Source organism: Bacillus sp. CH_48 (assembly GCF_038008465.1).
Classification (GTDB): Bacteria; Bacillota; Bacilli; order Bacillales; family Bacillaceae_G; genus Bacillus_A; species Bacillus_A thuringiensis_S.
The window spans coordinates 97170-112952 of record NZ_JBBOZF010000001.1 but is presented as its reverse complement, the minus strand read 5'-3'; the positions used below and the strand labels follow the sequence as shown (position 1 = coordinate 112952).

Below are 15783 nucleotides of genomic sequence, written 5' to 3'. Positions count from 1 at the left end.
TATGCTTTTCATTTTTTCGTAAACAAAATATGGATAAATACGTTAAAACAATATTCGGATGGAAGTCCAATACATATTATTAAAATTAATGTGGTTCAAGTCGGAGGAAGGGACCTTGGGATGTCTTTTTTTGTTTATTGTTTTATTTATAAAGTGCTTGAATTCAAAAAAGACATAGAATAGAACTTAATATAATAATCCCAATAAACCGATAATATCAATAACCTTCTTATTTTCTACTCTACAATAAAGCTTTGTACTCTTGCGCTCGATAATTACCATATTACCTTTAGTTAGTTTTCGTAAATGTTGTAAAATCATAGGTTCCGAAATATGCGTCGCAGCGTTCAACTGGGAAACTGTCAAGGTCCCACTTACAATCAATTCACGTACAATTAATAAACGACTTAAACTGCCTAATAATTCTAAGATTTCAGCACCATTTTCATAATTACTAGAATTTATATTAAAATCGCCCAACATACTATTCATCTCCCTAATATTGATACAAATACTAGCTCAAATAGCTTAACATAAAAATCGGATGTATTCTCCTAATAATTTCTATAAAAATGTAAAAATTTCAAGTTTTGATGGTTCAAGTCGAAGGTGGGCACCTTAGGGGGGATTTTTTTATATTCATAACTTTTTTTGGGAATTATTTGAAATATTATACATAATTTTATATTATTATATAGTAATTAATTATAATTATAGAAATATTTAGGGGGATTTTTTTTATGAAATTAGGGAAATTAGCATTAGTCGGAGCTTTAGCTTTAGGTGGTTTCACAGGTTTAGCAACATTGGACGCAAAGCCAGCGGCAGCAGCGGAAAATGTACAAGTAGCATCAACAACTTGGGGCGACCCAGCAACATTATTTGATTTAGCACAAATTGCTTGGAATTTCCCAGCTTATTTATCCGATGATGTTAAGCCTTCTTATAAAACTGGTGACTACTTCACAGTTAAAATGGGTTGGTACAACGGAGTAGATGGCAATCCAATGAAGATTTATCGTGTTCTCGATAATAACTCATTAGTTCGCTACAAAACTATGTATCCAATTCCAGTAAATAACGGCACTCTTAACGAAGCTGTATGGAGTACTGATATTAATTCAGTATACGAGCCAGGTCGTTACATTGCTGTTGTGAATATTGATGGCAATTTCTATCAAAGTAATATCTTTACAATCAACAAGTAATACGTTTCTGTCCTGAGTATGACAGAATAAACTACTCTCTTTCATCTAAGACCTCACATAATTGAACTCATAAACTATTATATTCCTGAGGAGGAAACGGATTATGAAAAAATTATCGAAGGTAGTATTAGCAGGAGCTTTAGCTTTAGGTGGATTTACAGGTTTAGCGGCACTGGATGCAAAGCCAGCGGCAGCAGCGGAAAATGTACAGAAAGCACCGACGGTTGACAACTGGCCTTTCAAAACCCTCTATGAATTAGCAAAAGGCACGACTGCATTACCAGATTTTTGGATTAATCAGTTCAAACCTGCTTATTACACAGGTGATACATTAACATTTAGTACGAATTGGGTAGACCAAGCATCTGGGAACGCATTGAAAAATTTATTGTGTATTAGATGATAAGGAATTGACGTTAGCTCGCTATCAAACACTTTATCCTAACAAAGATTGGAATGGAACTGAGTGGAGAGCTGCATATAGAACACCTATCACTTCTGTTTACGAGAATGGTAGCTATATTGCAGTTTTAGATGTTGATGGCACTTAATATCGTAGCCAGGTCTTCACAATCAATCAATCAATAGTAATACCTTCCTAAGCAAGACGGTATAAACTGCTTACCTTCATCTTAGATACTACAGTGATGATTTCATACATAAAATACAATTATCAAGTCGGCTGAAGGCACCTTATGGCGTCTTTTTTTTGTACATTAAAAAGCCTCGCCATCCTATGGAGATGGTGAGGTGCTTATGTATATTATTCACTATCTTGTTTTCTCTAATACTTTCTTCTTGATTGAACATCTATTGCGTTGCAAACATTGCAAAAAGAATCATTACTACAATTACAAGTACGGAAAAAACATAGACCATACTACCAGTACCTTCCTTATTTTGCTTGTTCTCTTCTTTCATCCGTTGTACAGCATAAAAGAAATCACATATAGCAGAAAAAATTTCTAACAATATCTGCATAACTTATTTGCCTCCCCTTATAATATATGTGCAGTATTAATTAACTAATAATTTCCTTATATATTATATCAGCTAGGGTCCATGGAAGAATAACTAATTATTTTTATAAATTAATGTATTAATCAATATGGCATTAATACAGGATAGTCCAAGTTAGAGGAAGGCACCTTAGGGTGTTTTTTTTATAAAAAAGAACTCCTAAAACGCCTTAAATTAGTCAACTTCAATATTACTCTTTTTTATTAGTTTGTTTTAACTTAATATATTAATTTTAAGTTAAAAATTTGTTATAATTAGTAAATGATTATATTAATTAGATGGAGAGGATACAATATTATGGGTTATAAGTTTCGTAGAATTATCCAAGTTTCCCCGGGTGTGAAAATTAACTTTACATATACAGGTATGGGAGGGAACTCCATTCCACCTGAATCAAGAACAACAACTTATATACCTGGAACTGGAATCTCGTATATGCCACGAATATCTGAGTCAAACAACTATTATATACAACGAGGGTATCAAGGACCAAACACTTCCTATCCCACTATGGATGAACAAGATTACAATACGGTAAATGCATTTGAGCCAGTAAAAGAAACCCAAACTTACCTTGTTACTGCTTTTCGTAAAAAGGATAATCAAGTAAACTCTGTAGGTAGAAAACTAATGAAACCACTTTCCATAATTGCAGGCGTTTTTGCGGGCCTATTCTTACTTATGATGCTTGTTATACCTGCTCTATTCCTGGCAGCCATGTCTTTCCTATGTTATAAAAATATAAAAACACCATTTGCGGTTGTATGCCCAGAATGTGATGCTGAGAATTTATTCATTTTTGAGGAAGAGAAGATTGCTTGTCGTAAATGTGAGAGCACTCTTATAATCCAAAAATAAAAGGTTCTTGAATACACTCCCCAAAAATGAATTGTGGTATTGAATTTCAAGATGGCCCTTGAAGGCTCCAGCTCTCTTTTTTATTTCCTTTTGACAATATAAAGATAAATAGTTTGTTATTATATTTAAGGATTTATTTATATTAGGAGGAATGAACAACTATGTTTAAAAGATTAGCAGTATTACTTATTGGAGCTCTATTATTATTTGGTTTATCCGCTTGTGACAGCGTTAAATCAATGACAAGTAATGTCACGGTTGGTAAGGTAATTGAAGAATTTAAAGCTGCAGGATTAGAAGCTGACAATCCTAGTGACCTACCAGAAAAAGAATTTGGAAATACTAGAAAAGAAGCAAAGCGCATTCTTGTTCCAGCATTAGGTGAAGATAGTGGTGGTAGAATATTTGAGTTTAAAAACAAAGAAGATCTTGAAAAAGCTAAGAAATACTATGACGATTTAGGTAATGGTAATCAAATGCTATTCTCTCATACTTACGCAAAAGGTAACTTCCTTATACAAATGAATGGTGATATGGAAGATGCACAATTTAACAAATATAAAGAAGTTATGGACAAAGTAATTAAGTAAGTTAAATAATCCGCTTTCATTTATATGAAAGCATGTTAGAATTATCTTTGGATTAGCGTCCAATACATATTATTAAAATTAAGATGGTTCAAGTCGCAGGAAGGCACCTTTGGGTGTCTTTTTTTTATTTATCTTCGACAGTGAAAATCATACATTACACATTTATGATGAGATTTCTAACATCACAAGCGGAACAAATGCAATTAATAGAATCGGTAAATATCTAATCATTAAAATGTATGAATTATAAAATTTAAAAGACTATAAAAATGCAAAGGTACTTATTTATTTACCTGAGTCACATAAAGATTTTGGTTTAGTATCTTACGGTTATCATGCAGAAATAGATGCTTTCGATTTCGGACTTGATATTAGTGATGTGACAAAATATCAAGCATTTATAGAACTCGCTAAAAATCATGTATAGTTCACGAAACTGTTAGAAGAAATAGCAAGAAAAAAAGACAAAAGTATTATAACTTTTGTCTTTTTATTTTAAGGTTATCCATTCGTAACTTTCCCATTCTTTAGGCTTCTTATCATACTTTAAACGGCCAGTCGTACAGAATGAAGCAATTATCCATTGAATAAAGTTCATCTTGGCATATGGATCTATACAATCTTCTAACTTCTTTAGCTGATAGCCTGTACTATTTTTCTGCCAAATTGTATATAAACGAAAATGAGTTGTCGTTACAAGTCTAGCTTTTGTTGTAACTTGCCATTTAGAAATTTTCGTTAAATCCTCTTTGACTTTTCTCTCATACTCTTGTTTTATCACTTTATAAGTCTTATCTTTTTTAATTAATCCATTAGAGATTGTAAAAGGCATTTGATGCACCTCATAAACTGTTCCTTCTTCATCTCCTAAAATATTTGATTCTACTAGAAACATATTTTTTAGTTTTAACTGTTCTGTTAATTCTTTTCCGCTCCGATAAAATGGCTTCTTTATCTTCTGCAACAAGATAACCTGCACAATTAATCCTATTAGTAAAGGATATGCTAATACAAACAATATATTAATAAACATGTTTAAAATAATAACGCCTATTAGAGCAAAAATTGTAAAGTAAATATAGGTTTCTCTTTGATGAATGATTCTACTGTTCAAGCCAAGATACCTCCATTTTGATAAATAGTGAAAGCAATATACACAATTGCTCCTAATAAAATAGAACAAGCCCCTGGAAAGCTCTGTATCAGCTGTATTTCTTTCTTTGGTAGTTTTGCCCCAAATATAGAAGCAGCATGCTCCAATTGGTCTTTAATCGCTCCTACAAACCCTAGAATTTTAATTAAACGATACACGCTAGCAATCCAAAAGAATAGTAAATGGAAAGCTGTTAATGTAATAGCGGTAAGCATAGCCGATTCCTCTGCTACATCGCTAACATATAGAGCTGCCACCACAAGCATTTTCGTATCACCGGGTGAAGAAAATTTAAATGTCTCTAACAATAAGCCACATACTAAGGCCATAGTTAGTACAATTACAATCTCTTTTCCCGTTCGTATTCCAGCAAAATACGTGATACCTAAACCTACTACTAAAAAAATGAAATGCCATATATTTTTTGTTTTTCTATACTTTAAGTCGGTAAATACATTAAGTACCATATAACTTAGAAATAATCCCATGATATACAGGCTCATTTTCTTTACTCCCCTCTTAATTTCATATAAAAATACTGTGTAAAAAAGGGAACCACTTTTAGAGTAGCCCCCTCGTTTATTTTTATATTTATTTTTTGTTCCAAGAATCAACATCTGCATTGCTTGATGCTTTTGTGAATCGAGCTAGAATTGTATCATAACCACCTTGGATTGCTTTCCATACGAACGGGCCAATTACTAATACAATAATCACCGCTAACGCGATTAACATACCGTTTTCTGATGATAATTGTGAGTCTTCGTTTTTTAACCAACTTTTCATTTTTGCTAACATTTCATTTCGTCTCCTTTATATATCAATTTTAAGTATCTACTAAAATTAGAACTTATCTATTTAAATCTTTAATTACTTATTCCAAGAATTTACGTCTGCATTGCTTGATGCTTTTGTGAATCTTGCCAGGATCGTATCATAACCACCTTGGATCGCCTTCCATACAAATGGGCCAATTACTAATACGATAATTACCGCCAGAGCGATTAACATACCGTTTTCTGATGATAGTTGCGAATCCTCATTTTTTAACCAATTTTTCATTTTTGCTAACATGATTGAATCTCCCTTCTCCATTTATTTGAGCTATACGTAATAAACATCATTCATCTAAAACTTCTATTACTTGTTCCAAGAATTCACATCTGCATTGTTTGATGCTTTTGTAAATCGAGCTAGAATTGTATCATACCCGCCTTGAATTGCTTTCCATACAAACGGGCCAATTACTAATACGATAATCACCGCTAACGCGATTAACATACCGTTTTCTGATGATAATTGTGAGTCTTCGTTTTTTAACCAATTCTTCATTTTTGTTAACATGTGTAATGCTCCTTTACCTATTCCATTTTTGATAACATCTACTATAAACTTGCAAATCCTTGCATTAAGGATTGAATAACAATCACCATTGGATAAATCACAATACATCCAATAACTGCGACGTTAAATTTATTCATTTCCATCGGCTTATTTTGAATGAGACGGTTATAGTTCTCATGTTTTAACTCACGCATCATTTTAATCTGTGCATCCATAATATGAAGACTCTGTACCTTGTCCGTTTTTTGCGCTTGTTGCAATGCAATCGTAAAGGTATTTACTTCTGGACTATTTAAAGCAGCAGCAAAGTTTCGAAATGGTTGATCCGAGCCAGCATACATTTCTAATTCCGCAGTAAGTGTAGATACATACGGACGAAGATGTCTTCCAGCATATATCTCTGCCTTTTTTACTGCTTCTAATGTTGTATGTGTTTTTAACAGCTGCAGCATAGGAATTAGATACTCTGGTAATTCGAACTTCCTAGCTTCTATCGCCTGCTTGATTCTTCTCTTTAATAGATAATCAGGATAGAAGTAAAGCAGTGGTGAAATCAAAACTCCCACTTTAAATAAGTAGTAATCATGGAACACCGTACATATCAAGAAAACAGAGGTGAAAATGATGGGATATGCTACCTTCATCTTTAAATATTCTTCTGGTTTCGTATCCAGGCCAGCTTCTTCTAATTTTTTCTGAATCTGCTCTTTCTTTTCTTCTGTCAGGTACTTATGTGATAACGACTGGAAGGGCGCGAGCATCATCTGATTTAAATTCTTCTTTTCAATTCGTTTTGCATTTTCTACATAGTTCGTAAGTAAGCTACCGCTATCTTTTTTACTTTGTAGAAAGGTAGAGAATACCCAGTACATGACAACGAATACCACTACAGCTAAAATCGTAGCCACCTTATTCCCCTCTTTCTGTTGGGTTATAATTTGCAATCTTTTCTACACGGGTTGCTAAGAAAAAGACAATGAACATATTTACCGCTAACGCGATTTTTCCCATCATAGAACCTGCTAAAAATCCATATGCTTCTTTTGACATCAACATAATAACAATCGGCATAGCAATGGCAATTAAGCAGTTCTGTACAAAGGCACGTTGCGCTTGCGACAAACTAGAACGCAATCTTGCCAGGTATAGCTTTTGTTTTTCGAAATCTTCTGCAATATCTAGTAAGACTTGAACTGAATTTGTTCCACCTTCTCGGCTGCACACTTCCAACATTTCATGGAAGAAAACCAATTCTCTAAAGTTAAACGTTTCATTGAATCCTCTAAATGCACGATGCATTGTGGTTCCACCTTCTAATAAAAGAGAAACTTTCTCTATTTCTTCTTGAATGCTTTCATGCATCATTGGCTTCACCTGAACTAATACCCGTTTTGCATTGTTACTAATTTGAAGTGCATTTGCTACAGCTTTCATATAGATAGAAAGACGGTCAATGACAACCAAGTAGTAACGTTTTTTTCTTCGATAAAGAAGAAACCTTGGAACTAAAAATCCAGATAAAACGGTAATCAGTGTAAAAGGATCTCTACCAAAAGAAAAATAGAATACTGCTGCAATACTCATTCCGGAAAGAATCGTATATACCCAGTACATACTTTTTGTTAATTTCCACTCGTACTTTTGGGCTTCTTGGATAACGGATTGTGGCAAATACATTCGTATCCCTTTGATATTTCTTAATTCCAAGCGCCTTTCTTCTTTCTCATTTTCTTGAACAAATTGAGAGAGAGCAGAACCCTTAGATTTTGCAAAAAGTAAAACGAGCAATACTACACTAATAAATATCAAGAATATGCATCCATAGGCTAATAAACTACGCATATTGCACCTCCTGTTTTGAAAGGAATGGTGCATAAAGAGCTGGATTTACAGTAGAAGAACGGAATTTCTTCTCCATATCAGCTGATATTCTTCCTGTAATAATATGTTGGCCATGAATTTTCCCTATTCTTTCATTCATTTCATCTTGTTTCTCATATGTTGGCATAAACTGAGACAATGGATTAAACTGTATATCTTCCTGATAATCCAATAGTTCAATCATCTCTGTAATATAACGATTTCCATCATCTTTCTTTTCCAAAAAGACAATTACATCAAATGTCTGTGAAATCAATTCATATAAATACTGGGCATCAATATTCGCACCACTTTGCAGACACATAAGCATTAAACGCCTAACTGCTTCTTTTGCACTTCTTGCATGGACAGAGGTGAAACCAGGATGTCCTGTTTGGAAAAAGTTAATCATTTTTAACGCTTCTTTCCCCCTCGATTCCCCTACAATTAATCGCTTGGGCCCTTGACGTAAAGCATTTGTTAACAATCTATCAAAGTCGATTGCATTTTCTTCTACTTCCGATGCCCTACACTGCATCGGAACAAAATGATGTTCTGGAAAAATGCGATGCAAATATAATTCAGGGTTATCTTCTACTACAAGAGTACGTTCTTTTTTCTTTCCTTTCGGAATGTGAGAAGCAAGATATTTCATAAACTCTGATTTCCCTGTACCCGTAGCTCCAGCAACTAAAATATTCATTTTGGCTTTCACAGCTGCAGCCAAAAAGTTCAACATTTCTTTCGATGCTTGATTGGTAGATAACATCCGCTCTTCAGAAGCACGAAGGTGATCCGCATTCTTACGAATCGTTATCGTTGTTCCGAGTCCCCCAAGTTCATCTAACGCAATATTGATACGTATATACGGAAATACGCAGTCAACATATGGCTTTGCTGTATTTAATGACTCTGATGTACTGTTTACCATCTTATAAGCTAGGGCTTTCACTTCTTCTTCTGTCTCAAATCGGTAAGGAAATGTACATTCTCCCTCTCCGATTTTTTCGTAAATGATTTCTTTTGTGCCATTGATATAAATATCAGTTACATCCTTATCTTCTTTTAAAGGTTCTATAATCCCAAATCCAACAATTTCATCACACACCATATTTAGTAACTGTTCTGAAGGTACATCTGAAACGACGACTTGATTGCTTAGTAAAAAGCCTTTAATAATTTGCTCCACAGCTGTTCTCTTCTCTTTATTCATAAAGGATTCGCTTAAGATATCACGATGTTCTTTTACTAAAAATGCACGAATTTCATCCGTAATATCTTTAATTTGTTGAGCTGTAGTTGTTCCTAACTTTCGCACCGATTTAGAACGAATCCTATAACCAAAGTGATATAAATCCACTCGATTTCGCTTTAAGGATACTTGTTTTCCCTGTAAATAGCCCCACATACTACTTGCCACCTTTTTAATTTCGTAAACCAAAGAGACCCTTTTTCATAGAGGAGTGCTGGGATGGAATATTAAGACCAGCTGCTTCCATAATATGATGGACCTTTGCATTAATTTGCGGGGAACCAAATTGCATCCCCCATTCATAACTCGTACGATCTCTGTCATACGGAATTGTCACTGCAATGTTTTGGGAAGAAAGCTTTTCAATATCTTCTACATAGTCCTCGTCTCCCATATTCAAAACATGAATCATACGAGGCAATGTTAGCTTTGCTTCTTCTATTAGTTGTAATTCTCTTTTAATTGCTAACGCACCACGAGGGTTGCCATTTAGCACATGAACAACAAGGTCTGATTGGTATAGAATTGGGTAACTAAGCACCTCGGATAATTCAGTTGGTACCGATAGAATGATGTAGTCATATTCTGTATCTACAAGTGATTCGATAAATGTCGTTACAAACAATTCTTTGTTTTGAATCTCTGGGAATTGATTTAAGCTATAACCTGATGGAAACACCAGAAAATCCATCTTATCGTGTAATTTTTGCGCCAGCCTTGGATTCACTTTTTTTTCTAGTAAATCTTGCTTGGTACAAATATATTGCAAGAGATTGTATTCATTTTCTTTTCTTACAAGCCCTAGCATGTTTTTACTCTCATGGCTAAGACCTGTTCCAACCGCGAAGTTTGGTCTTACTTGGTCCGCTTCTACATAAAGCACCTTTTTCCCTAAATGAGCTAACTCATTTGCCATCGCAATACTTAACGTACTTTTTCCTACGTTTTCGTTTGTCGCATAAAAGGCAACCATTCTTACTTGCCGGTCCATCTTAAAAGCCCCTTCCTTATTTGGATTCGTTCAGATACTGTGCAACATATTCTTTTACACTTTTAGATATGGGATTGGTTGAATGCTTCTCTACATAGTCTAAAATATTTTTCTGGTCAGATATTTGCGAGAATCCTTCTGCTGTTTCTAATTCTTTCCCTGTTTGTTCTACCTTTTGTCCAACTGCAACAGGAATTACATCTCCAAGTGTTTTCGCACGGTTTAGATATTGAAGTTGTTCTGGTGAAACAGCCAATGTATATAATCGTGTTACCTTTGGCTTTTGTTTTCCTTCTTGTTCCTCTTTTGATTCTTTCTTTTCTAGTACAAATGCATCTTCTGTATTGCTATCCTTTGCAGCCGTAACACGTACACGTTGGAAAAGACCACCGAATACTACCTTCTCATTTTCCCCGTCCTTCACAACCTGCTTAAAATATAAGTCCACATAAGTGTTAGGAATGATACTATTACCTGAACTTGTTTCCAAATCAACGAGTAACGGGAATGCAACTTCTCCATCTTTCAAATTTAAAATGGCAGAGTCAGGTAACTCCTCTTTCTTTACTACTTTATTTTTAAAAAGATAGCTATTTTCGGTGATGGGCTGCCCATCATTTGTCCACTTACCTATAACCTCTTTTTTACTTACACGTAATGCATTTGGAGGAATCCCATCACCAGGTAATGTTCGTTCCACTAGCATTTCTTCTTTAATCTCTGTATGCGCAGGTATATCCTTTGCAGCTACAACAACTTTTGTTGGTTTTACTGCATTTTCTACTGCAAAATGATTGTATCCATAGATACCCGCTACTGTTATAGCAGCTAAACCTACCGCTGTAATCTGCTTCATTTGAAACTTAGACGGCTTCAATGTTTATATTCCTCCTTATGTAGCCTTTAAACGCAAAAAAGGACACACCTATGGCGTAAAACGCCTTAGGTGTGTCCTTTTAGCTAATCTAAAGTCTATATGAAAATGTTGGATTTATTTTCTTTAATATTACAATCTCAATATTATGATATATATAGTTTCATGTCAATCATTTCTAAAAAATATCTGTTTTTTCTATTTAAAAACACGTAATCGATAATTAACTTCGCTCCAAAAACCCTGTTATAACAAGGTTTTTAACCTATTAAGCATCCCAAAAATATGTTGTAATTAATCTAACACAACTGAATATTCCAAGGTGTTCGTTTGCTATCCTTTCTCTTTCATTTTATGGAGAAAAGAAGAGATCGCATGGAAATACTGTTCACAATAGTTGATACAAGAGACAAAATTATTATTAAAACGAAATCAATTTTGTTCCTGTTTCAAAATACTTTGCAGGAGCATAACTTTTCCCATTCCGATCCTGAAATTCACTTCCAATATATAACGATGCAATCATTACGATAATTCCAATGAAAATTACACGTTTCATACGTTGTTTTTTCTTTTTATCCATTCAATATTCCCCTTTCTACAAAAAAAGACACATCCCATTACGGGATGTGCCTTTGGTTTATCCATTCAGCTACTAGTTTAAGAAGGATATCTTATTGTGTCGATTCATCTAATTATACTATATTTTATTCTCATTTCCTATTTCTCATGTAATACCAATCTGTTAATTTATAAAGTACGTCTTCCTTACCAACCCAATTCCAACCAACTCCACTTCCTCCAGGGAATGGATCGTCAGGAAATACTCTTCTTTTTATGAAATCATCATACGCAACACCTTTAATCTCTACTTGCTCAATTAAACATAGACTCATTTCATTGATACCTGCTGGAGCTGTTTCTATATTAAAGGTATATACACCATCTTTTGTCTTCATTGGGGTATACCATTTTTGCCCACCATCAATGATTTTCTCTTGTCCATCCCAGTATAAAGACTTCGTTGGTCTTTTACTATCGAAGACATGGCCCGTTTTCTCTGATAGATACATATTTTTTGGAGAAAAACTTGATATGGAACCTGTATTTTTCTTAGATTCTAAATTTTGTTTAGATTTTAATCCCTCATCAGCAAACGGATATTGTGCCGTTGCTTTTGCAAATACACCAAGATAATTTTCATTCCACTGATTTTTATATGTTCCGTTTACTTCATACGAAAACCCATAGCCAGAATGAAGCTTAGATGGTGCCAAATTATCTATACTTCCACTTAATGTTTCATAGAACATTTCTCCCACCGTATCCTCTTTTGACACACGTTCACCTACTGTCTCTACTACACCTTTCACACTCGTTACACCACACATTGCTTTTTCTTTTGAAGGCTCATAGATAGCGGTTTTAATAGGATTATTTTTATACGTAGTTTCCTCTATGTCTATGCGATTACCATCAGGGTTAATTTCTGCCTGAATTGTTCCTTTCCCTTTATGTTGCCAGTCAAGGTTCAAGGTTTTCCTTTCTCCCTCAGTTAATCTTACCTTTTGTGATGATACTTGTTGTCCGTTATGTTTTAACACAACTACTGTTTCAGGATTCTTATATTTTTCTTCTAATACATCTAACTTTTTAATTTTATTCTTCTCTTTTTCTAGTTTCTGTCTTGCATTATCTAGCTTACTTGCTGCACTATCTAATTTATTTTCTTCCCAAGAGCAGTCTCTATCATAATAGTGATCCTTTCCCTCGGCATCTACTTCATGAATTGGATTGCGACGACAATAACTTAAACTGGACTGCGCACTATCTCTATCAGATTCAGCGCTGTTTATTTCTTGTTGAGACTTATTAATATTGTTGTTTACCTTTGCTCTATATTGATTACGCTCTAGTTTAAATGTATCACGTGATACATCTACTCTTGTTTTGATATTCTTTCCTTCTCTTGCTGTTTCTCCTTCAATTCGATCAGCAGAAAAATCAATTTTATACTTAAAATCATCTTCATCTCCTGGATCTGGGTTAGGTGTTACTTCAGTACCACAGTTACCATCTATGGTGAAATCAACAGTTTTCTCGTTTGATTCCCTCTGAACAGCATCAAGGACTTTAATTTTCGCAGTATATCGGCCACACATTTGTGGCTGCCACTTTAGTTCTTCTGACTTAAATTGCCCTGCATCTCCTTCATTTGGTTTTTGGTTATCTTTTTGTGGAGTTGAACGTAAGTAATTTTCTTGATGATGAACAGTTTCGCCATCTTTTATAATATCAAGAATCCACTTGACTCGATTACGTTCACCTGCAGCTCTTTGATAAGGATTTACTGTTGTTCCATTGGGATCTCGATCGTTATATCCTTTATTTTTACTTACATATTCAAAACCGTTGAATATAAATTTAACAGGTACATCTTTTTTGCTACTAGAGGCTTTAATGTCTTTTATTTCAGGCTTACTTGTACGTACAAACCACAAATTATATTTATTAGCGTTTCCTCCGGATCCAGCATACCCTCCGGATAAATAGGCAATATCACGAATCCAGTAAAAATCGCCATATACTTTACTTCCTTGATACTGCGAAAGTCTATACTTCAGTATTTCTGCTAAAACAAATTCAGGATTCCCCCAATACTTACTAGCTATTATGTCATCATTAATTCTTTGTACTTCGGTTACCATACGATCTCCTGCAGGAACTGAATTGTTTAGGTATCCTTCATTAGCAATACGAACAAAAGGTTCTGAGAGTTCTTCATTTTGTACTTTGTTTTCATTTGAATTATCCCAACTAAAAGAACCATTATATACAGCTGGATAATGTAAGTCACTTAAATATAGTGATTCCTTTGCGGCATACCCACTTCCTGGACGATAAAACCTTCCTGGCATTTGCAGTTCTTTTGCTTTCATAAATTTTTCTTCATCCCCATCAAAGAAGGGTACATCACTATTCTTTGCATGTGCCAATGTAGGTAATAACAACAATGCAGACGTACAACTAATTAAAAATTTCCTTTTTAATTTCATATCTTATCCCCCTAAAAAACAAAAAAGGACACACCTGTACCTTTAGTAGGTACGTAAGGTGTGTCCTTTACGTAATTATCGTAAAATTATTTTATTATTATATTACGTGTATAATGATATCAAATTTCTCTGATAATAACAACTTTATTTCTTTTCCACTTCAACATACATCATATGTTCCGCAGTTGAGTGTGCAATACGGATTTTAAAATTATCTTTCTCAAATACTTTTGTTTTTTGTGTATCAATTGCTTCCTGTAACTCATTATCTAAGTTCAAACCACTTAATAATTTCGTCCACTCTTTAGTTAAAGATACTGTAGCTTTGTTATTATCTAAAAATATAATTTTATAATTTCCTTCATTATCTGATTGCACAACAAATTGCGCTCCAATAGTACCTGCAGGAAGATACATATTTTTATCGAGTAAAGATACATCGTTACTAATTTCACTATACTTTAAATTTGTACCGAATCTTCCATTAACCTCTTTTATTATTCTTTGTGCTTCATTCGAAACTTGTTGCTTTACAACTGGCATTTTTTCAACTGCTTCAGGGTAATATTCAATATTCTCTGTGACTAGATTAGAATCCATACCTGCAGGCAATTGAACTTCAGGTTTCGGGTCTGGCTTCACTTCTGGTTTTTCCTCTGGTTTTGTTTCAGGCTTTGGATCTGGTTTCACTTCTGGTTTTGTTTCAGGCTTTGGATCTGGTTTCACTTCTGGTTTTGTTTCAGGCTTTGGATCTGGCTTCACTTCTGGTTTTGTTTCTTTTTCAACTGCATTAATAGAGTTATATAAGAATTGGCTATACGCTTCACGTGTTACAAACATTTTTGGAGAATACATATTATCTCCTGTACCAATTGTAACCCCATTTTCCTCTAATGCACTAATTGCACCGTAAGACCAAGAATTTTTATCAACATCTGCAAATTTTGTTGTTTTCGTTGCCTTAAATTTAAAAGCATTTGTAAGCACTTGTGCCATTTGTTCACGAGTTAAAATATCATCTGGACCATACTTCCCATCACCAAATCCATTTACAAGTCCTGCTTTAGCAAGTGCTAAGATTTCTTTTTCAAACAAATGTCCTTTAATATCAGTAAAAGGATTTTTGAAGCTAGCATCTGCATCTGCTGGTTTTACGTACATATAAATCATACGAGCAACTTGCCCACGAGTTACATTATCACCAAAGCCAAAGATATTATTTCCGTACCCTTGCACTACTTTACGATTTGTTAAATCATAAATTGCTTTTGTAGACCAGTGATTTGCTGGAACATCATTGAATTTTAATGAGTCTGTGTTATCAGCCTTAGCAGTAAATGCTCCTGCTCCTAGTAATGATGTACCCATAATTGTTAGTGCTGTTGCTGTTTTTAAAAATTTGTTAGCCATTGTTTGTTCCTCCAAATATATTAGTTTTTCATAGATTCTTTTATTGTACCTAATTTAAACATAAAATCCAGATAATTTAACATATAAATTAATTAATTAACATTTTTTATAACTTCTGTTCTATATAGGTATATTTTCCTGACAAAAAAACTATACTTTTCAGCATA

The 15783-nt window shown here is 34.1% G+C and carries 20 protein-coding genes; 5 read left to right on the top strand and 15 right to left on the bottom strand.

Annotated features, from left to right (window positions below; genetic code table 11):
* Positions 1 to 186 precede the first annotated feature (186 nt).
* Positions 187 to 483, bottom strand: coding sequence for an ArsR family transcriptional regulator (locus N2V92_RS00565; protein WP_098506744.1), 297 nt, complete (start codon positions 481 to 483; stop codon positions 187 to 189).
* Between the two features lie 257 nt (positions 484 to 740).
* Here N2V92_RS00565 and N2V92_RS00560 point away from each other — a divergent pair, with 257 nt between their 5' ends.
* The 3 genes from N2V92_RS00560 (at position 741) to N2V92_RS00550 (ending at position 1759) form a co-directional block, all read left to right on the top strand.
* Complete coding sequence (locus tag N2V92_RS00560) at positions 741 to 1208, top strand: DUF5065 family protein (protein WP_025689478.1); 468 nt, start codon at positions 741 to 743, stop codon at positions 1206 to 1208.
* Positions 1209 to 1311: 103 nt separating this feature from the next.
* Positions 1312 to 1611 (top strand): DUF5065 family protein, encoded by a 300-nt coding sequence (locus N2V92_RS00555; RefSeq protein ID WP_257147544.1) that lies wholly within the window; start codon positions 1312 to 1314, stop codon positions 1609 to 1611.
* Positions 1612 to 1618: 7 nt separating this feature from the next.
* Complete coding sequence (locus N2V92_RS00550) at positions 1619 to 1759, top strand: DUF5065 family protein (RefSeq protein WP_257147543.1); 141 nt, start codon at positions 1619 to 1621, stop codon at positions 1757 to 1759.
* A gap of 259 nt (positions 1760 to 2018) precedes the next feature.
* Here N2V92_RS00550 and N2V92_RS00545 read toward each other — a convergent pair whose 3' ends face one another.
* Entirely contained in the window at positions 2019 to 2189 is a 171-nt protein-coding gene (locus N2V92_RS00545; RefSeq protein WP_170264901.1) for a hypothetical protein, read from the bottom strand.
* 336 nt (positions 2190 to 2525) lie between these two features.
* Here N2V92_RS00545 and N2V92_RS00540 point away from each other — a divergent pair, with 336 nt between their 5' ends.
* Together N2V92_RS00540 and N2V92_RS00535 are read left to right on the top strand one after the other, a co-directional pair.
* Positions 2526 to 3086: a DUF4236 domain-containing protein gene (locus N2V92_RS00540; RefSeq protein WP_089607999.1), complete on the top strand. Its 561-nt coding sequence runs from the start codon at positions 2526 to 2528 to the stop codon at positions 3084 to 3086.
* Positions 3087 to 3247: 161 nt separating this feature from the next.
* The gene (locus N2V92_RS00535; RefSeq protein ID WP_000476458.1) at positions 3248 to 3676 is read left to right on the top strand and encodes a hypothetical protein; all 429 of its coding nucleotides are present in this window, start codon (positions 3248 to 3250) and stop codon (positions 3674 to 3676) included.
* Between the two features lie 490 nt (positions 3677 to 4166).
* Here the strand turns inward: N2V92_RS00535 and N2V92_RS00530 are convergent, their stop codons facing one another.
* From N2V92_RS00530 to N2V92_RS00470, 13 genes are all read right to left on the bottom strand, one after another.
* Complete coding sequence (locus N2V92_RS00530) at positions 4167 to 4790, bottom strand: hypothetical protein (RefSeq protein ID WP_061664717.1); 624 nt, start codon at positions 4788 to 4790, stop codon at positions 4167 to 4169.
* Entirely contained in the window at positions 4787 to 5332 is a 546-nt protein-coding gene (locus N2V92_RS00525) for a hypothetical protein (protein WP_000061106.1), read from the bottom strand. Before N2V92_RS00525 ends, N2V92_RS00530 begins: the two co-directional genes overlap by 4 nt.
* A gap of 88 nt (positions 5333 to 5420) precedes the next feature.
* On the bottom strand, positions 5421 to 5627 hold the full coding sequence (locus N2V92_RS00520) for a hypothetical protein (RefSeq protein ID WP_000879960.1): 207 nt from the start codon (positions 5625 to 5627) through the stop codon (positions 5421 to 5423).
* 72 nt (positions 5628 to 5699) lie between these two features.
* Positions 5700 to 5903: a hypothetical protein gene (locus N2V92_RS00515; protein WP_000879955.1), complete on the bottom strand. Its 204-nt coding sequence runs from the start codon at positions 5901 to 5903 to the stop codon at positions 5700 to 5702.
* 66 nt (positions 5904 to 5969) lie between these two features.
* Positions 5970 to 6173 (bottom strand): hypothetical protein, encoded by a 204-nt coding sequence (locus N2V92_RS00510; protein ID WP_000956352.1) that lies wholly within the window; start codon positions 6171 to 6173, stop codon positions 5970 to 5972.
* Between the two features lie 41 nt (positions 6174 to 6214).
* Positions 6215 to 7081, bottom strand: a complete 867-nt coding sequence (locus tag N2V92_RS00505) for a hypothetical protein (protein WP_170264902.1) — start codon at positions 7079 to 7081, stop codon at positions 6215 to 6217.
* Position 7082: 1 nt separating this feature from the next.
* Positions 7083 to 8015, bottom strand: a complete 933-nt coding sequence (locus N2V92_RS00500) for a type II secretion system F family protein (protein ID WP_170264903.1) — start codon at positions 8013 to 8015, stop codon at positions 7083 to 7085.
* On the bottom strand, positions 8008 to 9441 hold the full coding sequence (locus tag N2V92_RS00495) for a CpaF family protein (protein ID WP_000264624.1): 1434 nt from the start codon (positions 9439 to 9441) through the stop codon (positions 8008 to 8010). The genes N2V92_RS00500 and N2V92_RS00495 overlap by 8 nt, the downstream gene beginning before the upstream one ends.
* 16 nt (positions 9442 to 9457) lie before the next feature.
* Entirely contained in the window at positions 9458 to 10276 is an 819-nt protein-coding gene (locus N2V92_RS00490; RefSeq protein WP_098505514.1) for an AAA family ATPase, read from the bottom strand.
* Positions 10277 to 10292: 16 nt separating this feature from the next.
* Positions 10293 to 11153, bottom strand: a complete 861-nt coding sequence (cpaB, locus tag N2V92_RS00485) for a Flp pilus assembly protein CpaB (RefSeq protein ID WP_098505513.1) — start codon at positions 11151 to 11153, stop codon at positions 10293 to 10295.
* A 418-nt stretch (positions 11154 to 11571) separates the two neighbouring features.
* Complete coding sequence (locus tag N2V92_RS00480; RefSeq protein WP_000358416.1) at positions 11572 to 11733, bottom strand: hypothetical protein; 162 nt, start codon at positions 11731 to 11733, stop codon at positions 11572 to 11574.
* A gap of 130 nt (positions 11734 to 11863) precedes the next feature.
* A complete protein-coding gene (locus tag N2V92_RS00475; RefSeq protein WP_098505512.1) occupies positions 11864 to 14206 on the bottom strand; it encodes a hypothetical protein in 2343 nt (780 codons plus the stop codon).
* A gap of 144 nt (positions 14207 to 14350) precedes the next feature.
* Positions 14351 to 15616, bottom strand: a complete 1266-nt coding sequence (locus N2V92_RS00470; RefSeq protein WP_098518171.1) for an S-layer homology domain-containing protein — start codon at positions 15614 to 15616, stop codon at positions 14351 to 14353.
* Positions 15617 to 15783 lie beyond the last annotated feature (167 nt).